Here is a 24,376-nt window from a genome sequence, read left to right as displayed (position 1 = left end):
TTATGGAAAAAAATAATGAAATAATAATAAAAAGAGGCCGAAGAAAAGCAAAAGCGGAAGCGCATGGAGGAGCGTGGAAAGTGGCATTTGCTGATTTCACGTTAGCGATGATGGCTTTTTTTATGGTTATGTGGATTATGGCCATTACCAACGAATCTGAGCGTGAAGAAATAGCGCATTATATGAGAACTCATTCAGTATTTGATGGTGGTCCTGCTATTTTTGATCCTCAAAATAGTCCTTTCCCTGTTGATCTTGGCGGTTCACCTTCTGTTGTAAAACATTTCAAATCTGGAGACACACCACCTGATTCACCAAAACCAGGTATGAGCGAATTTTTGCAAATACCTAAAGGCGATATAGATCCTAAAGCAGGTAAAGGTAAAGAATTAAATTCAGTGATTAACAGTGATTTTAAAGCGTCTTCAGAGCTAAGTTTACTTTTGAAAAGCTTTCAAGATTTAACAAAAGAAGACCTATTGAAAAATAACTTATTAGTCGAGGAAGTGCCTTCAGGCTTAAGAGTTATTATACGAGATGATGATAGCCATAGAATGTTTGAGCGTTCGAAAACAGAAATGACCCCATTTTTTGAAGATTTATTTTTACATCTCGGGGGCTTATTTCAAGGCATTGGTAATAAAATCATTATTTCTGGGCACAGTGATGCAAGTACGTTTAAAGATGGAAGCTCAAGAAACTGGGATCTTTCGGGGGCAAGGGCGCAAGAAGCAAGGCGCGTTATGACTGCCGGAGGCATGCCAATCAACAGTGTTTTACAGGTAAATGCTTTTTCTTCAAATCGCCCTTTAAATAAAGATGATATAACGGCTAGTGAAAATAGACGAGTTGAACTGTTAATTTTAACAAAAAAGGCTGAAAAAGAGCTTAATGAATTGTTTAACAATGATAATATCGACAGCCCAGTAAATAAATCGGCCAGAGCTGCAACAGCGAATAAGCCTGTACTACGTTTAGAAGGTAGTTATGAGTAGTGAATTTGAAACCAAACGTAATTATAAACGCTGGAATTTAAATCCTAAAGACAACTTTGAGCCAGAAGCTGTTCAGCGAGGTGGGGTTTCTGTTGAGCTATTAAGAAACTTTTTCTTTGATATTTCAATTTGTCACGCGGTTGCAAAAGACATTAGTTTAGGTGGCGTTGGCTTATTGGTTCCAAGTGAAAAAACAATACCAGATACAGTAACAGTTGTTTTTGATGAGCATAGCCGCTTGGTTGGTAAGGTAATGTATCGTCGAAAAGTGAATGAAAAGCTGGCGTTTTTAGGTGTGGAGTGGACGACTAAAAATGATAAAAAACGCAGTACTATAGTCACGCGTTTACAGCAGCAGGCTCAGTATAAAAAAGAGCAAAGATTGAAATGAAAAAAATGAATCAGGAAATGTTTTGATATGCGCAAAAATGTAAATTTTAGGCCGAAATTAATTAAAGCTAAAGATTCTGAAGATGTTACTTCTTTTCCTCTTACTTTAGAGCAGCGTGTTTTAGATTATGCCGCAAAAAAAGCGGATGAAGTAAAAGTAAATATGCGAAAGGTTTTTGAATTAGAGCTTGCTCAGCTTTTCAATGACACTCGCTTTGATATTGATATATCTCAGTGTAATCATTCGGTGATAAGAAGTTGGTTTAAAGAGTCGCCTCGCATCTTTATTGAGTCACCTTTATTTGTACCAGAAGAAGACTTCGCTTATTTAGCGTTAGATTATAAAAGCGCCCACAAAACAGCCGATCTTTGCCTTGGTGGACAGTTTAATAGTTTAAATCCCTCATCAGATGAGGATGTTGAGCTACCTGCAGAGCTGAGTTCAACTGAAAATAGAATATGTTGCCGTTTATTACAAAGACAGATCCAAGGAATGCAAAACTTACTCTTTAAAGAACGCTCCACTTTATTAGGTGAAGTTCAAAAGTATGAAGAGCTTCCAGATCCATTAAATTATTTGGCTTTTAAAGTGCGCTTTATTTTAGAAAATGAAGTTATAAGCTGGTTTCTTTGGCTACCAATTACTTTTTTTAGCGATAAAACAAAGACAATTAGTCATAAAGAAAGTAATGCGGAACACCTTTCTATGGACGCTTGGCCGCAATTTGCAGTGCAAGGAAAAATAGAAATGGCAAAGAAGAAAGTGACCCTCAAACAGCTAAAAGAGTGCATGAATGGCAAAATTTTGCCGATTGAACTTAATGAACCTGCACTGTTTAAACTGGGTAATAAAAATATTTTTAAAGGCCAGGTTGTAGAACAAGACACAGGCCTAGCATTTCAAATCACAGAATTGACAAATAAAGAAACGAGTAGCATAAATTATGAATGAAAATCTTGATAACGCTTTAGCTGGTTTAGACCTAGATGCAATGGATGACTTTGAAGGGAAATCGATAACACAAGGAAATGCTGAAAATATGTCTTTTTTTCAAGATGTTCCGTTATTAGTTACTTTAGAAGTTGCCAGTACCGAAATTACACTAGGTGAATTGAGCCAGGCAAAAGATGGTGATGTTTTAAGGTTAGACAAAGTTGCAGGTGAACCTTTAGATGTTAAAGTAAATGGCATTTTCTTTGCTAAAGCAGAAGTGGTTATGACAGAAGGACAATATGGTCTGAAGTTCATTACAAAAAAAGCTTCTGAGCAAGAGGAAGCGTAATCAAATGAATAAAAGCGTAATTTTAAAAGCCAGCTTGGTACTACTATTTCTATTAGTACCAGGTTGGCTAAATGCTGAAGAACTTACGCTATTTTCTTTAAAGGATACAGCGCAGGGGCAGGATTATAGCGTCAAGTTACAAATCCTGTTACTGATGACTGTGTTGAGCTTGATCCCCGCTTTATTGATGGTACTTACTTCTTTTACTCGAATTATTATTGTACTGGCCATTTTAAGACAGGCTATGGGGCTTCAACAAAGCCCTCCCAATAAAATTTTGATTGGAATATCACTCATGCTTACCATGCTCATTATGAGACCGGTCTGGCAAGATATGTATCAAAATGCGTATAAACCCTTTCAGGCTGAAACAATTGGCTTAGAAGAAGCATTACTAACAGCAGAGAAACCACTGCGCGCTTTTATGCTAAGGCAAACTCGTGAAAGTGAGCTAAGGCAAGTTTTGCTAATCGCAAATGAGCCAACCACATTAACAGCTGAAGAAATTCCTTTTGAAGTTTTGATGCCTGCTTTTGTACTAAGTGAATTAACAACCGCTTTTCAAATTGGGTTTATGTTATTTATTCCATTTTTGATTATAGATTTAGTGGTAAGTAGTGTTTTGATGTCGATGGGTATGATGATGCTATCGCCCTTAATAATTAGTTTACCCTTTAAATTAATGGTGTTTGTTTTAGCCGATGGTTGGTCGATGATTGCCGGTACATTAGCCGCTACATTTGGTATGTCGCCATGACACCAGAAATGTCTGTAGAACTTATTGCCAGTGCAGTGTATACAATTATTAAACTAATATTGGTTTTGATTGTGCCTGGGCTTATTTTGGGTATTGTTGTTGCAATAATTCAAGGTGCAACATCAATCCAAGAACAAACTCTTACTTTTTTACCAAGAATGTTACTGACGTTGTTAATGATTGTTTTTGCAGGACATTGGATGTTACAGGTAATGATAGACTGGTTTGATAAACTCAAGTTTATGCTTCCTGGGGTGTTTGGTTGAGCTCTCTTTTATCATTGTCTGCTGCTGACTTAGTGAGTTGGATTGGGACTATGTGGTGGCCATTTGTTCGCTTTTCAGCGCTACTATGGTCAATGCCTGTTTTTGATAATCCTGCAGTGACACCTCGTTCAAGAATAATGCTTTCAATGATGCTTGCTTTTTTGGTGGCTCCTCAGTTACCGCTTGCGCCTGCAATTGATATATTCTCTTTAGATGCGGTTATTTTAACGACCGAGCAAATTATTTTTGGTGTAATGATGGGGTTATCATTACGGATCCTGTTTGAAGTTATGGCAATGATAGGCTTAATACTGTCTATGCAAATGGGATTATCTATGGCACTTGTTATGGATCCCGGCAGCGGGAATCAGGTGGCATTATTAGGGCAGTTATTTTGGATAATGTGCGCTTTATTATTTTTTGCAGCGGATGGGCATCTAATTACACTCAATGTAATGGTCGAAAGTTTTACACTGTTCCCTATCGGTAGAAGTATTTATGAGTTTAATATTCAATCAATAATTATGTTGTTTGCCTGGATGTTTTCTTCAGCTCTATTGCTTTCTATGCCTGGGATTATTGCGATGCTATTAGTTAATTTAACGTTTGGTGTTGCGAGTCGAGCAGCTCCTTCATTAAATATATTTGTGCTGGGTTTTCCTATGTCTCTGTTAATGGGGTTTTTCTGTGTTTTTATGACATTGGAATATACTGGAAGCTCTTTTTCTTCACTAACTTACTATGTTTTGTCTACGTTTACGGAGGCTATGAGATAAGTTATGTCTGAAGATAGCTCCCAAGAAAAAACAGAACAACCCACAGAAAAACGTCTAAAAAAAGCTAAAAAAGACGGACAAGTCGCAAGATCGAAAGAGTTGAATACGGCTATTTTACTCATGGTGGGTATTTCAGGTTTACTTTGGTTTGCCAATTTATTTTATAAGCTATTTGCAGATTTAATGAGCACAAGCATGCAGCTTGATCATAATATTATTAATAACACAAAAATGATGCCGATTGCTTTAGCGCAAGCCGTGCTGGATATGTTATCCACGTTAACGCCTTTTTTGCTTTTAATGTTCATTGCGATGTGGATCACAGGGTGCTTACCTGGTGGTTTTGTTTTTTCAATGTCACTCGTGGCTCCAAAATTTAGTAAATTAAACCCTTTGAAAGGGTTAGCTAAAATGTTTGGCATACAGTCATTAGTGGAACTGGTTAAGTCGATATTAAAAATTTCGCTGCTTGCTATCTGTTTATATACGTTTTTGACCAAATTGTGGATGCAGCTCATGTTTTTGCAAAATTTGGATGTGAAAGTGGCAATAGGGCAGGGAATTGAACTTTTGTTTTTATCGTTAATGATAACAGTCACTTTACTGTTATTTATTGCTGTAATTGATGTTCCTTTTCAGCAGCATCAAATTTCTAAAAAAATTAAAATGACGCACCAAGAGGTCAAAGAAGAGCGGAAATCTTCTGATGGTAGCCCTGAAATAAAAAATAAAATTAGGCAAATCCAGTTTCAACAAGCAAATCGTAAAGTTGAAGAGCGAGTACCTACTGCCGATGTTATTATAACTAACCCAACACATTATGCGGTTGCAATAAAGTACAGTGAAAGTGCAGCCAAAGCACCTTACGTAGTCGCTAAAGGTGTGGATGAAATGGCTTTAAGAATTAGAGAGGTCGCTCGTCAAAATAATAAAGAGGTTATAGAGTTGCCCGCTTTAGCGCGTGCAATATACTTTTCGACCCGAATAGATCAAGAAGTGCCTAACGGTTTATATACAGCCGTTGCTTATGTTTTAACTTATGTAATGCAGTTAAAAGCCTATAAACAAGGCCGTGGGCAACCACCTGCACCTTTACCTAAACTAAAAATTCCTAAAAACTTACAAAAATCTTAGATGTTGGAGTCATAATTTGAACTGGCGCAGTTTTACTCGACCTTATACAGCTATTCCCGTAATACTATTAGCGATACTTTCAATGGTTATTTTACCATTGCCAGGTTGGTTACTGGATGTGTTATTTACTTTTAATATAGTGCTTTCAATTATAGTACTCTTAGTGGCTGTTTCCACCAAAAAGCCGCTCGACTTTTCTGTGTTCCCTACTATTTTATTAGTCGCGACGTTAATGAGGTTAACCCTTAATATCGCCTCTACTCGTGTCGTATTATTACATGGTCATGAAGGCTCAGATGTAGCAGGGCGAGTTATTCAAGCATTTGGTGAAGTTGTTATTGGCGGAAACTATGTTGTTGGTATCGTTGTTTTCGTTATTTTAATGGTTATTAACTTTGTTGTAATCACCAAAGGTGGTGAACGAATTTCTGAAGTGGCTGCGCGATTTACACTCGATGCAATGCCAGGTAAGCAAATGGCCATTGACGCAGATTTAAATGCGGGTTTAATTGGTCCTGAACAAGCAAAAGAACGACGGTCAAATATAGCTCAAGAAGCTGACTTTTATGGTTCGATGGATGGTGCCTCTAAATTTGTTCGCGGCGATGCAATTGCCGGTTTAATTATTCTCGTAATTAATTTACTGGGTGGTGTTTCTATTGGGGCATTTCAACATGGCCTTAGTTTAGCCGAGGCGTTTCAGCGTTTTGCATTACTCACTATCGGTGATGGCCTTGTAGCACAAATACCTTCTTTGTTACTTGCTGTAGCGGCCGCAATCATTGTTACGCGAATGAATGATGAAGGCGATGTCAGTGAAACAGTAGGGAAGCAGCTTTTAGCTTCACCTCGTGTTATTTTAACTGCCGCCTTAATTATGGTGGTTTTAGGGATTGTACCAGGAATGCCTACCGTGGCATTTTTGGGGTTCGCAGCGCCTCTTTTTTATGTAGCGTGGCGATTGCAAAAATCACAACCCACCTCAGATTTACTTGAAGCAGAACAAATAACTGACACTATTTTAAGTGAACAACAAGCTAGCTTAGAGTGGCGCGATATTTCTCACGTCGATAAATTGGCGGTTGAACTTGGTTTTCGTCTCGTTTATTTAGCAGATAAAGATAAAGGTGAGGAACTTGTCAAAACATTGCGTGGGGTGAGAAAAAACCTTTCTGAGCAACTCGGTTTTTTACTACCAGAGATTAGAATAAAAGATAATTTAAAGTTAAACCCTCAAGAGTACAAAGTTAATCTAGCGGGCGTAGCGGTGGCAAATGGCCATTTGAATGCAAAAGAGTTACTGGCACTAAATACAGGTGATGTGTACGGAACACTCGATGGGGAAATAACTACAGATCCGGCCTATGGGCTTGAAGCCGTTTGGATAAAAGACGACAGTAAAGCAAAAGCTTTGAATATGGGGTACTCCGTTGTCGACTTAGGCACGGTTATTGCTACGCATACCGGCAAGGTAATTAAAGATCATTTAGATGAGTTGTTTAGCTATGAAGATGTGCAAAGATTAAATGAGCGTTTAAAAGAAATATCGCCAAGTTTAGCTGAAACATTTGAAAAAGCGTTACCTACTAATCTGCAGTTAAAAGTTATACGCTTGCTGTTAAGGGAGCATATAAGTATTAAGGACATTGTAACTATTGCAGGAACCTTAATTGATAGTGTTGAAGTAACAAAAGATCCGATTCTATTAGTATCTGATGTGCGCTGTGCCTTGCAAAAAGTATTAGTAAAACAGGTTATGGGTAATCGTGATGAGCTGGCAGCATATAGCCTAGATGAGAAACTTGAAAGCACAATGCAAAGTTCGTTAGATCAAGCTATGCAAGCGGGCAAGGTCTCATTAGATAGCTTTCCTGTTGATCCTAATTTGTTAGGGCAGTTTCAGCGTATGATGCCGTTACTTGTTGATGATATGAAATCAAGAGGTGTAACGCCGACCTTAATCGTCATTCCACAGCTTAGGCCTCTTTTGGCCAGATACGCTAAAACGTTTACGAAAGGTGGGTTAGTTGTTCTTTCTTATAATGAAATTCCTGATTTTGTAAGAGTCGATATATTAGGTTCTCTGGGGTGATAATAATAAAGTTCTAGCTTTTATGAACCAGTAATGAATTAAATGCAATTATGTTTGCATTTAATAATAATTAACTATAGTCTAATTGTTGGCTAGGCCGTACGCATTAGTATTGCCTAGCAGGTATTCTATTTAGAATCGGAATATTTAAGAGAATTAAATGGCAAACTTCACGAAAGTGTAGGACGCAAAGCTACCAGTCTAAGGTGTTAACTAAGATCGTGGGGCCACATTAACTTAGTGATAGTGTTTGGTGCTAAAACTGCATTCAATACATTTCGCTGTTTATATTATAAAGACCAGATTGGTCCGGTTTAATGTTGTATGGAATACTCATGGGTAATATATTTTTAAAAGTTAGAGTTTTTACTTTTTTTTGCATTGTTATTTTTACGATTAACAAAGTAACAGCAGCAGAGCAAAGTTTTATTCAAAATTATGAGCAAGGGTTTTGGTCAGCAAAAGAAACGTCTTTTTTTTGTAGCCTAGAGCAAACCTTCGATAGTTATGCAAAACTAGAAATAGTTAGCGTGCCTGCAGAGCCTCAAAAACTGGTTTTTAATTGGTTATTATCAGATAAAAAAATAACCGATATCCAAATCTTTTCTAGAAAGGCTGATTGGCAATCAAGTCGCGTATCCCCCCCTCAACTGAATTTTTTCTCCGCTGATATAAATAATAATACAGTGACATTTGACGCGGACGTCAGTACTTTGCTGCGTGTTATAAAGCAAGGTGGTTGGCTAGACAGCGTCATTGGTTTTGGCGACGAGCAAGTTCGACTTACTTTTACAAATACAAATAGTAATCTTGCAATTGATCAATACCAGCACTGTTTAACAGATTTATCACCGTTGTCTTGGCAACAAGCGAGGGATTATGAAATATATTTTGAAACCGGTAAACGTATCGTCGAAAAAGCGGCTGATTTAGCTTTTTTGAAAGATTTAGTACGTTATATATCGCTTGATACAAAGGTGACCAAAGTAATGATTGATGGTCATACCGATAATGTAGGGTCGCCTTTAGCGAATCGACTACTTTCTAAAGAAAGGGCTGATGATATTGCATCTCGCTTGGTTGAGTTTGGTTTGCCTAAAAATATGTTAGAGGTTCGAGCTCATGGCCAACGTTACCCCGTAGTAGAGAATTCAAAGGTAGGACGAGAGTCTAACCGTCGTGTTTTAATTCGTTTGTTTCGAGATACGACTAAATGAGTTTTGTAGAGGATAACATGAGCCAAAAATACCTTTTATGGATCAGTGAACAACAGCCAGATGTTGAGTTTAAGCAAACGGTTGTATCTGAAGGTTTTAAGTTTTTATATTCAGACTCCGTAGCTGATGCTGTTAGTTATTGCATTAGTAATAAACCAGAGCTCATTTTTGTTGATGCCGATATTCAACAAATTGAATTAGTCGAGTTTGTGAAGCTTTTGCGCAGAACTTGCCCTATGACCCAAGTCGTTTCGCTTGTTGATTCATCGCAAAGTGAGATCGCATCAAAAACAATAAATGTTGGTGGGGCTGTCGACTACTTATTAAAACCATTTTTTGAAGAACAACTTAAAAACACTATCAGAAATGCGAATTCGATGAAGCATGGTGTTGAGGATTTAATTGCTGTTTCAACAAAATCTCAACAAGTGCTTCGTTTAGCTAATCGAGCTGCACAAACCTCAGCCAGTGTGTTAATCACTGGAGAGTCGGGAACAGGTAAAGAAAAATTAGCCCTTTTTATTCACAAAGCATCAGAGCGCGCAAATAAACCTTTTGTAGCGGTTAACTGCGCTGCTATACCTGAAAATATGCTTGAAGCAATGTTATTTGGCTACAACAAAGGCGCATTTACTGGGGCTATAAACGCGCAACCAGGTAAGTTTGAATTGGCTAATGGCGGAACAATTTTACTTGATGAAATTACCGAGCTGCCACTTGATTTACAAGCAAAATTATTACGTGTTTTACAAGAGCGAGAAGTCGAAAGATTAGGTAGCCATCAAAAGGTTCACCTTGATATTAGAGTTATAGCCGCTTCAAATAAAATTTTAAGAGAGCAGGTCGAAAAAGGCGCTTTTCGAGAAGACTTATTTTATCGCCTAGATGTGTTACCACTAAGCTGGCCTGCACTTCGTAATCGTACAGACGACATAATACCTTTAGCTCATTACTTTATAAAAAAGTATGGTACGTCTGAATTTAATATTAGCAAGCAAGCTGCGGATGTCATGCTTTGTTATAACTGGCCAGGAAACGTCCGAGAGCTTGAAAATGTTATGCAAAGAGCCCTCGTTATGGCACGGGGTGTAGAAATTCAATCGGATGATCTTAATTTGCCTCATTGCTTAGTTCCGGCAGCGAGCTTTTGCTCATCTCAATTAAAAGAAAATAAAAAACAAGCTGAATTTGACTACATATATAGTTTGCTAAGCCGCTTCAAAGGTCACCGAACTCAAACAGCCGATGCGCTCGGGGTTAGTACTCGAGCATTAAGATATAAACTTGCTGCTATGCGTGAATACGGCATAGACATAGATGCAATCGCATAATTTAAGGAAACCCTAATGTCACCGATCGAAAGTCAACGAATGATGCTTGGAAAAATGACGGAAATGCAGCAGTTAGCTGCCTCCGATCGAATTGAACCAAATCTTATCCCTAATTCAGATGTGAGTATAAGTGAAGATTTCAAATTTGTTGTGCGCTCTATTAATGAACAACAAAATATCGCCGGCGATATGATGAAAGCTGTTGATACTGGGCAAAGTGAAGATGTTGTTGGTGCTATGGTTGCAAGCCAAAAGGCAAGTTTAAGTTTTTCAATGCTGATGGAAATGCGCAATAAAGTACTCAATGGCATTGATGATGTAATGCGAATGTCGTTGTAGAGGTTGATGATGAAAGGTGAATTAACTAAAGTGCCAGAGCCAAGTAGCAACGATATGAAATTAAAAGAAAAAGTTGTTAATTTCTCTCACAAACTGAATTTTAGCGGTGGCAGTGACAGAAGCGTTGCAACTATTGCGCTTTTAGCGACATTGGTGGCGGCAACAATTGTACTGATTTTATGGACTTCAGCTAAAAATTATGTGCCCCTTTACGGAAATCAAGAAAGTTACGATAAAGCGAATATTCTTGAGATTTTAGATAAAGAGCAAATTACATTTCGTATTGATACCGATAGCGGAAATATTTTAGTACCACAAGAAAAATTAGCTGATGCAAGAATCACCCTAGCAGCACGTGGTATTAAAGCGTCGATGCCAGAGGGCATGGAAAGTATCAGCGATAAAGTATCAATGGGTACGAGCCAATTTATTGAATCTATGCAGTATCAACATGCCTTAGAGGGTGAGTTAGCACGCACTATTATTAATATGCAAGGTATTCGAAATGCGCGAGTGCACTTGGCTGTGCCAAAACGGAGCCTTTTTGTTGGTCGCACAGAGCAAAAAACCGCAGCATCGGTGATGGTTGATTTAGCGCCAGGGCACGAATTAAAACCAGAGCAAGTTGAAGCAATCATTGCATTAACGATAGGTAGCGTGCCGGGTTTAAATCCTAAGTCAGTTTCAGTAGTGGATCAGCGCGGTAAATTATTAAGCGGTGATTTATTTGATAACACGCCGGTAGGTAAAGAGACGGATAAAAAATTAGCGTTTGTAGGCAAGGTTGAGCGCAATATTGAACAAAGAGCTTCAATCATGTTATTGCCGATATTAGGTGAAGGTAACTTTAGGATTCAAGTATCTACCGATGTTGATTTTAGCGTTGTAGAAGAAACGAAAGAACTTGTCGACCCGCAAAATGTTTTAACGCAAGAGTTTGTTAAATCAGATACCACATTAGATCAACTTGCTGCGGGTATCCCTGGATCACTTGCAAATGAACCGCCTGTACCAAATGAACAAGGTGGTGATGAAAATAATGAGCGCACCTCAGAGCGAAGTGAAAGTAACAGACAGTTTGAAAATGGGCGTTCTGTTACACACACTCAATTTGAAGTTGGGCGAATTAAATCAATGAGTTTGTCTGTACTTATTAATGAAGGTGCGTCACTTTCAGATGAAGGTTGGACCGATGATCGCCTTGCATCTTTAGGTGAAATGGTTAAAAAAGCAACTGGTTACAACGATGTTCGAGGCGATCAATTTAATATTACTAGCTTTGCCTTTGTACAAGAAAAAGTACTCGCACCTGGTGAGGGCCTCGAATGGTGGCAAATGCCAGAACTTAGAGAATATGCGCGTTATATTTTTGGCACATTGATCAGTATTTTACTTATTTTATTTGGTGTACGTCCGTTGGTTAATCATTTAATCAAAGGAAAGAGTAATTCTGAGTTGTTAGCTACAACGCAAGATTCAAACACAGCAAAATCTAATCACGATGTGAGAGATAGACATATTACTCCGCTTGATGATGCTATTAGTGCTAATGCAAAAGCTGATGGCATGGGTTCTAAAGATAAAAATTCAGACCCTTCATCTATTTCATTGCCTCAAATAGGTAACGATTTTGAAGAGCAAATTGCGCATATGCAGCTTTTAGCGAGCAGAGAGACTGAGCGAGTAACATCGGTTATTAAATACTGGGTAGAACAAGGGGTTGAAATTGAATCAAGAAAAGCTTGAGAAAGTAACACCATTACCAGCATTAGATAGAGCTGCTATTTTACTGCTAAGTATGGGTGAAGAAAATGCCGCGAGTGTTATTCGTAAGCTAGGGCGTCGTGAAGTTCAAGTTATTTCAGAGAAAATGGCTAAAATTTCTAATGTGACTCAAAAAGATGTGGCTTCTACGTTGAGCGAATTTTTTGATTGCTATAGAAATGAAAGTGGCGTTAATGGCGCATCTAGAGTTTATTTAGAGCGCGCATTAGACAAAGCTGTTGGTCGTAAACTCGCTAAAACGATGCTTGATGATATTTACGGCGGTGCAATGAACGATGATTTACGCCGTTTAGAATGGATCCCACCTGAGTTAATTGTTCGCTTTCTTGAACAAGAGCATGTACAGATGCAAGCTTTGTTTTTAGCGTTTCTTCCGCCAGAGCAAGCATCAGCGATCATTGCATTATTTCCTGAATCGAAACATGACGATTTACTTTACAGAATCGCAAGTTTGCGAGAAGTCAGTGAACATGTGATAGATGATGTTCGATTAACATTAGAGGCATGTATCGAGTTTGTGGGTCGTCAAGTTGGCGCTCAAGTAAACGGTGTTGATAAGGCTGTTGAAATAATTAATCGTTATAACGGTAATAAGAGTCAAATTATCGAGATGATGAAAAAACAAAACAGTAATGTTGCCGATGAAATACAAGAAAAAATGTACGACTTTGATGGCTTAGCTAAACAAACGGATGAAACACTCACTCAATTGTTAAATGATATTCCTGATGAGTTATGGACAATGTCTTTAAAAGGAGCTGATAGAGACTTGGTTGACCGTGTACTTGGCGCTTTACCAAAAAGACTCGCTCAAGTATATCAACAACAAATTGACGGTTTAACTTCGCAGCCTGTTAGTAAAGTTAAAGCCGCTAGAAAAGAAATAATGTCTATTGTGAGAGATATGACCAAACGAGGCGAAATAGAATACCGCTTGTATCAAGAAGAAACAGCGGGATAATTATGAGCCAAGTATTTCGGTTTCCAACGCTCAATAAAGTAGAGCAGCATCAAACACTCCAAGAGCGTCTTGATGCTGCTCAGCGCATTGGTTGGCAAAGTGGTTATGAAAAAGGGCTTGAGCAAGGAGCAATTGATAAGCAAATTGCTTTGGAGCAAGAAATAGACTCACGAGTTGAAACGCTATTAAATGCACGGTTGGAATCTGAAAAACAACATTTAATTGACCATTTCAATGTAATTTTTGAAAAAACGAATAATGAGTTATCTACTCTTTCTACTGATTTAAAGAGTGACATTACCTTAATTATAACCAAATTAGCTGAATTTGTTATTGATGGTGAACTCAAAGCAAGGCCCGAAATAAGAACACAATTGATCGAAAAAGCAATTGAATTACTTTCTGATAGAGACGTTGTAACAAAAATTGTTTTCTCTTCTGAAGATAAAAAATGGTTAGATTCTGATATTTTAAGTAACTTTGCTATCCCCGTTAATTTTGATGATGAACTTATTTCAGGTGATGTTGAATTAATTGCTGAACAACAAACACATAGCTTTTCTTTTTCTCAGCGTTTGCAGGAATTACTTGATGAAATTACTCCCCAAATACTAAGAAATGACAGCGATGAATAGCGATTTACATACTCGACTTCAGTCAGCTTTAGATTCACTTTCTCCACCTCCTTTAATTAAAAGTTACGGCCGTCTTATTAGAGTTAATGGTTTGACATTAACCGCTACTGGCGGCCAGTTTGCTATTGGCGAAAAGTACCAAGTTGAGAGTGTGGATGGGGTTTGGTATGACGTAGAAGTTATCGGCTTTAATCAAGCTGAAGCCTATTTGATGCCTTTAAAAAAGGCACAAAACTTATGCTCCGGTGGGCGAGTTCGCCCCGCTGCTAAGGTATCTACAGTCGCAATTTCTGAAAAGCTACTTGGCCGAGTGGTCGATGCTCAAATGCAGCCAATTGATAACTTAGGCGATTTAGATAAAGACGATACTGTTAATTTATCAAAATTACCAAAAGATTACTCACTAACGCCCTTAGAGCGTAAGGGGGTAACCGAGCCTTTAGATGTTGGCATAAGAGCAATAAACAGCTTGTTTAGTGTTGGAAAAGGTCAGCGTTTAGGTTTATTTGCGGGCTCCGGCGTTGGTAAAAGTAAGCTTTTAGGTATGATGACACGTTATACATCAGCAGATGTTGTTATTGTTAGTTTAGTTGGTGAGCGTGGTTGGGAAGTTAAAGAATTTATTGAACAAAGTTTAGGTAAAGAAGGCTTAAAAAAAGCGATTGTTATTGCCTCCCCAGCTGACGATTCGCCATTGTTGCGTATTAAAGCCGCAGAACTAAGCCATCGACTTGCCGCCTTTTTTAGAGATCAAAATTTAAATGTTCTGCTGTTAATGGATTCTTTAACCCGGTATGCGCAGGCTCAACGTGAAATTGGTTTATCAGTCGGTGAGTTACCCGCGTCAAAAGGTTATCCACCTTCGGTATTTAGCAAGCTTACACAACTTGTTGAAAGCTCTGGTAATAGCGAAAAAAGCAAAGGATCAATGACGGCTATTTATACCGTGCTTGCAGAAGGGGATGATCAACAAGATCCTATCGCTGATAATGCCCGCGCAATTCTCGACGGCCATATAGTGCTTGATCGAACGCTTGCTGAAAAAGGGCATTACCCTGCAATAAATATTGGAGCGTCTATTAGCCGTGTAATGCCTAATATTGTTACACCAGAACAACTTGACTACTGCTATAAATTAAAAAAATTATACAGTCGATATATGCAAGTGCACGAACTAATTCCACTAGGGGCTTACCAGGCAGGTAAAGATCCAGAGCTTGATAGTGCGGTTGCATTGTATCCTGAAATTGAATCGTTTTTATGCCAAGGCCTGAATGAAAAGTTCGACTTTGCGCAATCGGCAAAGCAGTTAAATGACGTTATGGGTAAGTTGAATGTTAAATAAGTTTTTAGTAATTCAAAAAAATAAATTAGATGTTATGTTAGCTAAACAAGCCCAGTTACAGCTAAAAAGTTTAGAAGAGCAACAGCGTTTAGCCCAATTACAATTGCATATTGATAGTATGGATAAAAGTAGCCAAATGAGATCTGCGTTAAGTTTGCAAAACTTATCAGGAATGAAAAGCATTTTAAGTGGGCTATCAAATCAGCAAATAGAAAGATTTAAAGACTCTCAACAAGATGAGAAAAGGCAGCAGCAAGCTTGCTTAAAGCAAATGAGCTTTACTAAAGGCATTGAAGGTATTGTTAGTAACCGTGTATTAACCAAACAAGATTATGCTAACAAACAAGAAGAAAAAAACTTAGACGAAATGATAAGCCAAGCATATGTTCGCAAGCTTTATAAATAAACCTACCAAATTAACACCTTTAATTGAATAAGTATTAACGTGAATTGCCCTGTTCAGTTAACAGGGCTCAATCCAACCTGCAACGAACTAACTTATTAAAAACTTAGCTAACTCCTAGAGTTTTTATATCTAATGTTTTTCTATTATTATTTGCTTACGACTTTTCGTATCTATTTTCACAAATCCACCAATAGGAAAGCAAATATGGGGTGTTGTATGTCCAAAGTTTAAATTGTAAAGCACTGGAATTGACGCTAACTCTTGTTTGGATTGTATAATTTTTCTAAGCAAGGTCTCTGATACTTCTGACTTTAATTGAAATTTTCCAATGACAATGCCTTTAACCCTATCGAAATTTTTTTGATGAATTAACGATTGCAGATCTCTGTCAAAATTTGAAGGAGATGTTAACTCGTCATCTTCGAGAAACAATACAGAATTTGTTAAGTCAGGCATAAACTCAGTTCCTTGAAGCAAATTTAAAGTACAAAGGTTGCCTCCAACTATTTTTCCTTCTGCCTTACCATGATTTAAGACTTCTATGCCATTGTCTTTATAAAAGTTTCTTTTTTCCTGATCTATATACCATGCATCATCACTCCATTGCTCGGAGTTTATAACTTCATAAGGATCACTTGAGAATAAACACTTTTTAATATAATTTATTGAGAAATCAATCCCCTTAAGCATCCCCAAAGTTGAATATGCAGGCCCAGAGTACGTTACTAGCCCTGTTTTGTGGAATAATGCATTTGATAAAGCTGTAGTATCAGAGTATCCACATATAATTTTTGGATTTCTTTTAACAATATTATAGTCAATATACTTTAGTAATTGATTTACATTATCGCCCCCAATGACAGTAAAGATAGCTTTTACTTTTTTATCTAAAAATGCTTCATGTAAGTCTTCAATTCTTTCTTCTATAGATGAAGATGAAAAATCATCTATAGACTCACAATCCCCCTGTGTCAGGATAGTTGTCGCTTCTAACTTTTAATAGAGGCAGATAAAATGAGACGTCGATTTACACAAGAATTTAAAGTTCAAGCTGTTGAAAAAGCATTATCTCAATGTGATGATGTTCGCACCCCAACCATCATTTCAAGTGAGCGTTCAACGCATAATCCAACTAACGTATCCGGTCCAACATGATGTTGTACACGCAAATAATGTGCTAGTTGATTGGCGCGTTCATTCAATGCTCTGTAACTCATGCTAGAAGTATCATCTACTAAGGCTATATTAGTACTATATTTAACCGATTGTTTTTCTAGAACGTTATGAATCAAGCTTTGATCGCTTAGCAATTTTACTGGACCACATAACCGAGAAAGTAGTGCTAATTTATCCTCTTCAGCCATAAATTTTAACTGTTTCAATTTAGTTTCGGGTACAGACGCATAACGAACAAATTCAAGTACAGCATTATAAAAATGGCGATTCAACGTTTCAATGTATTCTCCGTCAAAGATAGATGTATCATAGGTCCATCTCAGTTCGATTTCTGAATCAATATATGTAATATCAATATCAAGATCGAACTTTAAAGCAATCATTTCACGGTCATATTTTTTAAATGACAGTCCTGCTAGTTTTAAACCTTGCTGTTCCGCAACTCCAAAATCACTATTCATTGAGAGCATGATCTGAAATAACGGATCGTGTGATAAATTTCGTTCTACATTTAAGCACTCAACTAATTGTTCAAACGGTACGTCTTGGTTTGCTTGTGCATCACTATGTACCGTTCTTATATGAGTAAGGTAGTCGCCTAAAGTTCTATGCTTAGTATTAGTGCGCAATACTAAATTATTAACAAAAAAACCGATCAATGGTTCTAATTCTGGTTGTAATCTATTCGCAACGGGCGTACCGATAACAATATCATTGCTATTACTGTGTTGTGAAAAAACCCATGCAAAAACAGCATGTAAGAACATAAAGGGAGACAATTTATTTTGCTGAGCTGTTGAGGTTATTCTTTCGCTTAACTTACTAGGTAAGCGGCAAGAAACAAAATCTCCTATGCTTTGTTTCTCGCTAGGTCTAGGTTTTCGTAACGGTAAATTATGTACTACAGGCGCATCTGTAAGCTGTTGCTGCCAGTAATTAATTTGCTCTTCCAATAAGCTTTCTTGTAACCATTCTTTTTGCCAAACAGCATAATCGGCGTACTGAAGACTAAGATCAACAAGCGGACTTGGTGATTGCTCATTGAATGCTTGATATAGGAGCATAAACTCTTGGCTCAGTAGTTCAATCGACCAACCATCCGAAGCGATATGATGCATATTAAACAACAACACGCCACGCTGCAGCCCAATATCGCTTTGCTCTAACAATACATAGCTAACACGGATCATTAAATCTTCAGATAAATTAAAAGGTGTGCTTAACTCTTCATCAATAAGTGCATCAAGCCTATTCTGCATAATTACATTATTAGCAGAGCTGAGATCTAAGCGACGTAAATTAAAATTAAAATCATCTTTAATATACTGTTGTGGTTCTAATTCACCTTCAATAATGACCGTACGTAATATCTCATGACGGCGTATGATTTCATGACACACACATTCAACTAAGTTCAAATCGAGCGGTCCAGTTACATCAAGTATCGCAGGCATATTATATTCTGCGGAACCTTTTCGTAGCTGATCAATAAACCATAAACGACGCTGAGAAAAAGATAACGGTGCTATATTTTGATAGTTAGCAACTCGAGGCGATACAGCCTGACGCTGAGGTTGATCTTTATTATCGCTCAAGTAGGCAAGTAATTGTTCTTTGTTATCTCTGATCAATTGCGCTATTTCGGTTGTAACAGCGCCATTCTCAGCTTCAACTACAAGAGAACCGTTTGTAGCACTCACCAGAATTAACTTATCTTGTAGCTGATTTATTATTTGTTCCGCTTTCATTAAAACACTATCCTTTCTACATTATCTGATTGTTCTAATTTTATTTTTAGATCCTGCTTTGCTATCAGCAAGTCAATTTGTCCTGCTAGCTCTTCAACAGAACTGTATTTAAATAAATGCTTAATATTTATCGGGACAACAAACTGTAACTCAATAGCTTTCATTACTTTGATGACCAATAATGAATGACCTCCGAGTTCAAAAAAGTTAGCATTGCGACTAATTTTATCACTTGGCAGTTTCAATACATGGGCCCAAACCTCTGTTAATATGAGCTCAGTTTCACCTTGCGGCGCTACATCATCATTAACTAAATACTGAAGACGGGCTGATGGCAGTGCAGGATCTAACGGCACATAGGCACCACCGGCCTTTAAAATACCCCAAATGCCTATCACCATTTCTAACGAACGCTCAACACACAAACCTACCAGACTCTCTGGCCCAACATGATGGTTATCTCGTAAGTAATGTGCTAACTGATTTGCTTTGGCATTAAGTTCTCCATAACTGAGTGTCTGCTCACCAAAGTGTAATGCTGTATCCGTCGGGTTAGCTGCTGCCTGCGCTTCAAATAATTCATGAATACATAATTCTTTTGGGTACTCCACCTTTGTGTCATTCCAACTGTCTAGTTGTTGTTTGCGCTCCTGTTCAGACAATATAGGTAAAGAGCTCAAACTGTCTGATAAGTGTTGTGGTGAAAGTTCAGCAAGATATTGTAGTACCGATTCTAAATGTTGTGCAATCACTTTTATATGTGCTTGATTAAACAGCTCACGATCATAAGTCCAATTTACATGAAACTCAGAGTCATCTAGCTCAATGTTAATTTCCAGATCAAATTTCGTCGTTGTCGTTTCTGGTAATCTCGTCGTAAAACTCAAGTTAGGAGTTACGACTTGTTGTTTATTTGCAATCGAAAAGTCAGAGTTAATAGTTAACATAATCTGAAATATCGGACTATATGCTGTTGTGCGAGAAGTTCTCAGTACATCGACAAGTTGTTCAAAAGGTACATCTTGGTTCGATTGAGCATCAATATGGACTGCCTTAACATGCTCCAAGTAATCATCAATACCATCATGTTCGGTATTAACTCTTAGTACCAGAGTATTAGCAAAATAACCAACTAACGGAGCTACTTCACTTTGCGAACGATTTGCGACAGGTGTACCGATCACAATATCATGGCTATTACTATGCTTTGACAGCACATAAGCAAGTGCGCTGTGAACTAACATAAATGGTGTCACACTTGCCGATTCAGCCAATTCACGTATTTTTACGCTAACCTCTCCAAGTAAACTACTACGCCAAAATTCTGCGCTAAACTGCTTTTCTTCAGGTCTGAGTTTATCAAGTTTTAGGCCATGAACAGCGGGCACTTCGGTTAATTTTTTACGCCAGTAGTCAAGCTGTTCTTCAAGTAACTCTCCACTGAGCCAATCTCTTTGCCATGCAGCATAATCACTATATTGCAGTGTTAAAGGGTTTAAAGGCTCTACAATCCCCATAGTTAGCGACTGATATAGCTTTATAAACTCATTAGACATTAATTCAATAGACCATCCATCAGAAGCAATATGATGCACATTAAACATCAATACGCCCTTTTGTTCAGTACTATCTTGTGCATAGTTGAGCAGTACATAACATGCTCTAAGCATCAAATCAGAATCCAATTTAAATGTTAATAACCCATCTTCTTTAAGTATATTAGTAAGTCTATGTTGCTTGCTATTCTCATCTAATTCACTTAAATCATGTAAAGTTAAATTAAAATTAAAATCGTCGAGAATTTGTTGTTTAGGTCCTTCATTTTGGCTCAGATAAACTGTTCTTAATACTTCGTGACGCTCAATCAATCGATTAAGTGCTGCTTCAACACTGTCTAAATCAAGATTACCTACAACATCAAACACAACAGGCATATTATATTCAGGGCTACCACCATTGAGTTGATCGATAAACCATAACCTTTGTTGTGCATAAGATAATGTTAATAAAGCTCCTCTTTGATGTGTTAAAGGTGCCATTGCTGGGCGAGTTACCCCCCCCATTTTGATATCAATTTTCTCTGCTTGTAACTTAACGGTAGCAGCAGAAAAAATGTCTTTTACAGTCAATTCACTATTCAACTTTTCACTAATTTCAGCTAATAACTTCATTAGTAATAGAGAATGACCTCCCAACTCAAAAAAGTTCACGTCGATACCAATTTTATCAGAAGCAACATGGAGTAATTGGCTCCAAATCTCTGTCAACTTCAATTCAGTTGTCGTTGTTGGCGCTTCATAATCAGCTTGAAATAGACCAGTTTCTATCTCAGGTAATCCCTTTTTATCTACCTTGCCATTATTAGTTAACGGCCATTTTACTACCGGTACGATCACTTTTGGTATCATATAAGCTAACAATTGCTTATTTAAAATAAGTTTTAGTTCTGTTTGCCAATCGGTATCGATTAGCATTGGTATTACTTTTATATAGGCGACTAATTGTAAACTTCCTTGAGCATCAGGTAATGCTAATACCAGTGCTGAGTCCACTTGTTCTAGCTGAGTAATGCGATTTTCAACTTCACCCAGCTCAATTCTATGCCCGCGGATCTTAACCTGATCATCTTGGCGGCCAAAATAGTGTAATTCACCCATTGTGTCATATTTTGCTAAATCACCTGTTCGATAAAGCCTATCACCAAGCCAAGCACACTCTTTACTGTAATACGGGTTAGGGATAAACTTTTCCGCAGAGAGTATTTCGCGATTAAGGTAGCCTCGTGCCAGCCCAGCACCAGCAACATAAATTTCCCCCACACATCCATTCGGCACTAAGTTCATTGCACCGTCCAGCAATAATATTTGTTGATCTCGTAATGGCTTACCAATACTAATATCACTGTCTTGCAATATTTGCTTGTAAGTCACATGCACTGTTGTTTCGGTAATACCATACATATTAATAAGTTTGGCTGGATGATCTGAAAAATTCTGCCACCATAATGTCAGGTGGTTGTCGACTAAGCCTTCGCCACCAAATACAATAGTGCGTAACGCTGATAGTGATTGTTTATTGAAAGCTAAGTATTCTATTAATTGCTTAAAAGAACTCGGTGTTTGATTAAGAACGGTCAAACCTTCTTTACGACACAATGAGACAAATAGATTAGTATCTTTCACCTCATCAAAGGTAGGCACAATCAGCTTACCACCATAAAAAAATGCACCCCAAATCTCCCAAACACTGAAATCAAAAGCAAAGGAATGAAATAAACACCAACAATCCTGAGCTGTAAAATTAAAGTCAGGTTGCGTAACATCAAATAGTCGACTAACATTTTTGTGAGTTTGTAGCACTCCTTTTGGTTTACCTGTTGAACCCGAAGTGTAGATAACATAAGCCAAATTACTGGTAGTCAGTGCCAATAATTTATTATCTAAATTACGGATTGAATGAGTTGCAAGCTTAGCTTGTAATTTAGCACTCTCAAGATTTAGAGTTTGGGTTACTCCTAACACTAATGATTCACTTAGTGCCCCTTCTGTTAATACCAAACCTAATGATGCATCTTCACAAATGAAGTTAAGTCGCTCTTGTGGGTAGTTCGGATCTAGCGGTACATAAGCGCCGCCAGCTTTGAGAATAGCCAAAATTCCTACAATCATATTAGGACTACGATTTACGCACAAGCCAATTAAAGCATCAGGTTCAATATTAAAATTTTCTAGCAAGTGATGCGCCAATTGATTTGCCTGTTCATTTAGCGTCTTATAACTTATCGTTTTATTATCAAATACAATAGCGATATTATCCGGGTGTTTTGCAGCTTGTAATTCAAATAATTCATGTATACATAATAACTTATCATTCTTAACATAATCATTTAAGGTTGGCGCCAATAATTGTTGTTGCTCCTGGTTCGGCAATACAGATAAGCCAGCAACAGGCTCCCCAGTGTTATTACTTAGCGCATTCAATAAGCGATCAATAGCCGTAGTAACATAACCTGCAACTGACTCTATCGCGATTTCATTGTCAATTTGCAAGTTACATGAAAATAGTTGTCCCCAGTCGTCAACACAAAGATTAAACGGATAGTTTGTTTTTTCTATAGCCTCAATCGCTTGTGTCTCACCCGAAGACGGAGCCTTTCCTAACTTAGAGTGCCGATAGTTGAAAATAGCACTAAATAATGGAGTTTGTCCCGGAACACCGCTACAAGCCTGGGCCTGTGTTAAAGAAACTTGCTCAAATGGTATCAATTCTAGTAACTCTAGATTGATTTTTTGGATCAGTGCTGAAGCATCATGTTCAGCTAAATTTATCCTCAACGGTAACGTATTGATCATCATTCCCATCATACGTTCAATATCTTGTAAACCACTCATACGTCCAGATAAAACAGTACCAAAAACCACATCTTTAGTTTGGCTACAGGCAGCAATTACCATCGCCCAAGCTAAGTGAAAAAAAGCTGCTGGACTAGATCCTTGCTGTTTCATCAAAGCTCTAATTTGTTGTGATTGTGTAACCGACAATTCAACATCTAATTCATTAGACTGTATACCATTACCCGTGGTATTAGACAGCCCAAACGGTTGGCATGGGATATTTATATCGCCTAACTTATTAGTAAAAAATGTATCAATATCTAACTTTTCAGTACGTAATAAAGTCTGAGCAATAAAGTTACGATAAGGTAGTGCAGTTGGTAGTTGATCATGTTCATGATCTTCTAATGCAAGCTCATGCATTATCATCTCAACAGAAATATGATCCAACAACAGATGATGCTCTTTTAACACAGCAAAATACTTATCCACCTGTGTATCATATGCCAACTCTAGCTGTAATAGAGGTGCCTGCTCAAGATCCAATCTATGCTCGCCCTGCTCAATATATTGATTGAGTAATTCTTTTATATTTTTTTGACCTGAAAATGGTAACCAGTTTGGTGTCAATGTTACATCACGTAGCACAACCTGCAGTGGTTCTGACCGACCACGCCAGCTGACAAGCGTTCTCAATATATCATGACGCTTAATTACTTTATTAAAACGCGCCACAAATTTATCAATTGCAACTTTCGTAGCAAATTCCAGCGTAATCATTGTTACATAGGGATCTGTTCCCTCTGTTGCACAATGGATCAAAAAAATACTTTCCTGTAACGGTGCTAGAGGATAAATATCTTGAATATTTTGTGTTCCTCCAGGAACAGCAGCACTTATTGCATTCAGATCATGTTGAGAAACAGAAGCCAAATTAATCATTTCTGGTGTCAGGTACTGACATTTATATGGAATCAAATTTTCTGGTAATAAGGCCTCATCTTTAACATTATCCTTTCGCACAAGGCTTTCAGCCATATTCTTGAGTACTTTCGCCTCAAACAGTGCCTGAACAGAAGTAATAAACCCACGCTTTTTCAGGCGACTGACTAACTCCATAATCATCAATGAATGGCCACCCAATTCAAAAAAGTTTGCTGTTATACTGATCTCTTGAATGTCAATATTTAAGAGTTCAGCACAAGTTGCAACAAGTTCTTCTTCTTGTTCACCATTTGGTGCGATATATACTGTAGTACCCAATATATCATCTAAAGCAGGTAATGCTTTTCGGTCAATTTTTCCGTTGGCTGTTTGCGGCCACTGTGATAGTAAAATAAAGCGACTTGGGATCATGTATTCTGGTAACACGCTTCCTAATGCCTGCTTTAACGAAGCGAGCAACT

Annotated in this window: 20 protein-coding genes, 1 pseudogene and 1 riboswitch; of the genes and pseudogenes, 17 read left to right on the top strand and 4 right to left on the bottom strand. The window is 37.8% G+C overall.

Annotated features, from left to right (window positions below; genetic code table 11):
• The first annotated feature begins 2 nt into the window (after nucleotides 1-2).
• The 17 genes from ACJJVZ_RS20055 to ACJJVZ_RS19975 all read left to right on the top strand — a co-directional run bounded on the left by ACJJVZ_RS20055 (nucleotide 3) and on the right by ACJJVZ_RS19975 (nucleotide 15,712).
• Nucleotides 3-995 (top strand): flagellar motor protein MotB, encoded by a 993-nt coding sequence (locus tag ACJJVZ_RS20055; RefSeq protein WP_077538729.1) that lies wholly within the window; start codon nucleotides 3-5, stop codon nucleotides 993-995.
• Nucleotides 988-1,386 (top strand): PilZ domain-containing protein, encoded by a 399-nt coding sequence (locus ACJJVZ_RS20050; RefSeq protein WP_138585929.1) that lies wholly within the window; start codon nucleotides 988-990, stop codon nucleotides 1,384-1,386. The genes ACJJVZ_RS20055 and ACJJVZ_RS20050 overlap by 8 nt, the downstream gene beginning before the upstream one ends.
• A 27-nt stretch (nucleotides 1,387-1,413) precedes the next feature.
• On the top strand, nucleotides 1,414-2,337 hold the full coding sequence (locus tag ACJJVZ_RS20045) for a FliM/FliN family flagellar motor C-terminal domain-containing protein (RefSeq protein ID WP_193155809.1): 924 nt from the start codon (nucleotides 1,414-1,416) through the stop codon (nucleotides 2,335-2,337).
• Nucleotides 2,330-2,668 (top strand): FliM/FliN family flagellar motor switch protein, encoded by a 339-nt coding sequence (locus tag ACJJVZ_RS20040; RefSeq protein WP_077538723.1) that lies wholly within the window; start codon nucleotides 2,330-2,332, stop codon nucleotides 2,666-2,668. The genes ACJJVZ_RS20045 and ACJJVZ_RS20040 overlap by 8 nt, the downstream gene beginning before the upstream one ends.
• Nucleotides 2,669-2,672: 4 nt before the next feature.
• Nucleotides 2,673-3,425 (top strand): flagellar type III secretion system pore protein FliP, encoded by a 753-nt coding sequence (gene fliP, locus ACJJVZ_RS20035; protein ID WP_405596989.1) that lies wholly within the window; start codon nucleotides 2,673-2,675, stop codon nucleotides 3,423-3,425.
• Nucleotides 3,422-3,691, top strand: a complete 270-nt coding sequence (locus tag ACJJVZ_RS20030; protein ID WP_077538720.1) for a flagellar biosynthetic protein FliQ — start codon at nucleotides 3,422-3,424, stop codon at nucleotides 3,689-3,691. Before fliP ends, ACJJVZ_RS20030 begins: the two co-directional genes overlap by 4 nt.
• Nucleotides 3,688-4,467, top strand: coding sequence for a flagellar biosynthetic protein FliR (gene fliR, locus ACJJVZ_RS20025; protein ID WP_077538718.1), 780 nt, complete (start codon nucleotides 3,688-3,690; stop codon nucleotides 4,465-4,467). The genes ACJJVZ_RS20030 and fliR overlap by 4 nt, the downstream gene beginning before the upstream one ends.
• A gap of 3 nt (nucleotides 4,468-4,470) precedes the next feature.
• Nucleotides 4,471-5,601 (top strand): flagellar biosynthesis protein FlhB, encoded by a 1,131-nt coding sequence (flhB, locus tag ACJJVZ_RS20020; RefSeq protein ID WP_077538716.1) that lies wholly within the window; start codon nucleotides 4,471-4,473, stop codon nucleotides 5,599-5,601.
• Nucleotides 5,602-5,617: 16 nt separating this feature from the next.
• On the top strand, nucleotides 5,618-7,693 hold the full coding sequence (gene flhA, locus ACJJVZ_RS20015) for a flagellar biosynthesis protein FlhA (protein WP_182702999.1): 2,076 nt from the start codon (nucleotides 5,618-5,620) through the stop codon (nucleotides 7,691-7,693).
• A 152-nt stretch (nucleotides 7,694-7,845) separates the two neighbouring features.
• Nucleotides 7,846-7,928, top strand: a riboswitch (cyclic di-GMP riboswitch).
• Nucleotides 7,929-8,028: 100 nt separating this feature from the next.
• Complete coding sequence (locus tag ACJJVZ_RS20010) at nucleotides 8,029-8,910, top strand: OmpA family protein (RefSeq protein ID WP_405596984.1); 882 nt, start codon at nucleotides 8,029-8,031, stop codon at nucleotides 8,908-8,910.
• Nucleotides 8,911-8,927: 17 nt separating this feature from the next.
• Nucleotides 8,928-10,241 carry a sigma 54-interacting transcriptional regulator gene (locus tag ACJJVZ_RS20005; protein WP_405596981.1) on the top strand — a complete coding sequence of 438 codons (1,314 nt, stop codon included), beginning with the start codon at nucleotides 8,928-8,930 and terminating at the stop codon, nucleotides 10,239-10,241.
• A gap of 15 nt (nucleotides 10,242-10,256) precedes the next feature.
• Nucleotides 10,257-10,580 carry a flagellar hook-basal body complex protein FliE gene (locus tag ACJJVZ_RS20000; protein WP_182703002.1) on the top strand — a complete coding sequence of 108 codons (324 nt, stop codon included), beginning with the start codon at nucleotides 10,257-10,259 and terminating at the stop codon, nucleotides 10,578-10,580.
• A 6-nt stretch (nucleotides 10,581-10,586) separates the two neighbouring features.
• Entirely contained in the window at nucleotides 10,587-12,326 is a 1,740-nt protein-coding gene (fliF, locus tag ACJJVZ_RS19995; RefSeq protein WP_405596978.1) for a flagellar basal-body MS-ring/collar protein FliF, read from the top strand.
• The gene (locus ACJJVZ_RS19990) at nucleotides 12,307-13,326 is read left to right on the top strand and encodes a FliG C-terminal domain-containing protein (RefSeq protein ID WP_077538704.1); all 1,020 of its coding nucleotides are present in this window, start codon (nucleotides 12,307-12,309) and stop codon (nucleotides 13,324-13,326) included. Before fliF ends, ACJJVZ_RS19990 begins: the two co-directional genes overlap by 20 nt.
• A 2-nt stretch (nucleotides 13,327-13,328) precedes the next feature.
• On the top strand, nucleotides 13,329-13,961 hold the full coding sequence (locus ACJJVZ_RS19985) for a FliH/SctL family protein (protein WP_138585934.1): 633 nt from the start codon (nucleotides 13,329-13,331) through the stop codon (nucleotides 13,959-13,961).
• A complete protein-coding gene (locus tag ACJJVZ_RS19980; protein WP_138585935.1) occupies nucleotides 13,954-15,306 on the top strand; it encodes a FliI/YscN family ATPase in 1,353 nt (450 codons plus the stop codon). The genes ACJJVZ_RS19985 and ACJJVZ_RS19980 overlap by 8 nt, the downstream gene beginning before the upstream one ends.
• Nucleotides 15,296-15,712, top strand: coding sequence for a hypothetical protein (locus ACJJVZ_RS19975; RefSeq protein WP_405596973.1), 417 nt, complete (start codon nucleotides 15,296-15,298; stop codon nucleotides 15,710-15,712). The genes ACJJVZ_RS19980 and ACJJVZ_RS19975 overlap by 11 nt, the downstream gene beginning before the upstream one ends.
• A gap of 129 nt (nucleotides 15,713-15,841) precedes the next feature.
• Here the strand turns inward: ACJJVZ_RS19975 and ACJJVZ_RS19970 are convergent, their stop codons facing one another.
• From ACJJVZ_RS19970 to ACJJVZ_RS19955, 4 genes and pseudogenes are all read right to left on the bottom strand, one after another.
• Entirely contained in the window at nucleotides 15,842-16,402 is a 561-nt protein-coding gene (locus tag ACJJVZ_RS19970; protein WP_405596970.1) for a hypothetical protein, read from the bottom strand.
• A 33-nt stretch (nucleotides 16,403-16,435) separates the two neighbouring features.
• Nucleotides 16,436-16,663, bottom strand: a pseudogene (locus ACJJVZ_RS19965) (LD-carboxypeptidase); the annotation flags it as partial.
• A 119-nt stretch (nucleotides 16,664-16,782) separates the two neighbouring features.
• The gene (locus ACJJVZ_RS19960) at nucleotides 16,783-18,636 is read right to left on the bottom strand and encodes a condensation domain-containing protein (RefSeq protein WP_405621736.1); all 1,854 of its coding nucleotides are present in this window, start codon (nucleotides 18,634-18,636) and stop codon (nucleotides 16,783-16,785) included.
• Nucleotides 18,636-24,341, bottom strand: coding sequence for an amino acid adenylation domain-containing protein (locus tag ACJJVZ_RS19955; protein ID WP_405621733.1), 5,706 nt, complete (start codon nucleotides 24,339-24,341; stop codon nucleotides 18,636-18,638). Before ACJJVZ_RS19955 ends, ACJJVZ_RS19960 begins: the two co-directional genes overlap by 1 nt.
• Between the last annotated feature and the right edge of the window lie 35 nt (nucleotides 24,342-24,376).

Source organism: Pseudoalteromonas sp. Ld19 (assembly GCF_045064135.1).
Classification (GTDB): domain Bacteria; phylum Pseudomonadota; class Gammaproteobacteria; order Enterobacterales; family Alteromonadaceae; genus Pseudoalteromonas; species Pseudoalteromonas aliena.
Note: the sequence above shows the minus strand (reverse complement) of the source record. Positions and strands in the feature narration are given on the sequence as shown.

Excerpts from the sequence above, each read along its gene's own strand:
- ACJJVZ_RS20050 (WP_138585929.1), top strand. The coding sequence starts at position 988 with ATGAGTAGTGAATTTGAAACCAAACGTAATTATAAACGCTGGAATTTA.
- fliF (WP_405596978.1), top strand. The coding sequence starts at position 10,587 with ATGATGAAAGGTGAATTAACTAAAGTGCCAGAGCCAAGTAGCAACGAT.
- ACJJVZ_RS20040 (WP_077538723.1), top strand. The coding sequence starts at position 2,330 with ATGAATGAAAATCTTGATAACGCTTTAGCTGGTTTAGACCTAGATGCA.
- ACJJVZ_RS20045 (WP_193155809.1), top strand. The coding sequence starts at position 1,414 with ATGCGCAAAAATGTAAATTTTAGGCCGAAATTAATTAAAGCTAAAGAT.
- ACJJVZ_RS20000 (WP_182703002.1), top strand. The coding sequence starts at position 10,257 with ATGTCACCGATCGAAAGTCAACGAATGATGCTTGGAAAAATGACGGAA.
- ACJJVZ_RS19980 (WP_138585935.1), top strand. The coding sequence starts at position 13,954 with ATGAATAGCGATTTACATACTCGACTTCAGTCAGCTTTAGATTCACTT.
- ACJJVZ_RS20005 (WP_405596981.1), top strand. The coding sequence starts at position 8,928 with ATGAGCCAAAAATACCTTTTATGGATCAGTGAACAACAGCCAGATGTT.
- ACJJVZ_RS20055 (WP_077538729.1), top strand. The coding sequence starts at position 3 with ATGGAAAAAAATAATGAAATAATAATAAAAAGAGGCCGAAGAAAAGCA.
- ACJJVZ_RS20030 (WP_077538720.1), top strand. The coding sequence starts at position 3,422 with ATGACACCAGAAATGTCTGTAGAACTTATTGCCAGTGCAGTGTATACA.
- ACJJVZ_RS19970 (WP_405596970.1), bottom strand. The coding sequence starts at position 16,402 with ATGCTTAAGGGGATTGATTTCTCAATAAATTATATTAAAAAGTGTTTA.
- ACJJVZ_RS19975 (WP_405596973.1), top strand. The coding sequence starts at position 15,296 with ATGTTAAATAAGTTTTTAGTAATTCAAAAAAATAAATTAGATGTTATG.
- flhB (WP_077538716.1), top strand. The coding sequence starts at position 4,471 with ATGTCTGAAGATAGCTCCCAAGAAAAAACAGAACAACCCACAGAAAAA.
- ACJJVZ_RS19985 (WP_138585934.1), top strand. The coding sequence starts at position 13,329 with ATGAGCCAAGTATTTCGGTTTCCAACGCTCAATAAAGTAGAGCAGCAT.
- fliP (WP_405596989.1), top strand. The coding sequence starts at position 2,673 with ATGAATAAAAGCGTAATTTTAAAAGCCAGCTTGGTACTACTATTTCTA.
- ACJJVZ_RS20010 (WP_405596984.1), top strand. The coding sequence starts at position 8,029 with ATGGGTAATATATTTTTAAAAGTTAGAGTTTTTACTTTTTTTTGCATT.
- ACJJVZ_RS19960 (WP_405621736.1), bottom strand. The coding sequence starts at position 18,636 with ATGAAAGCGGAACAAATAATAAATCAGCTACAAGATAAGTTAATTCTG.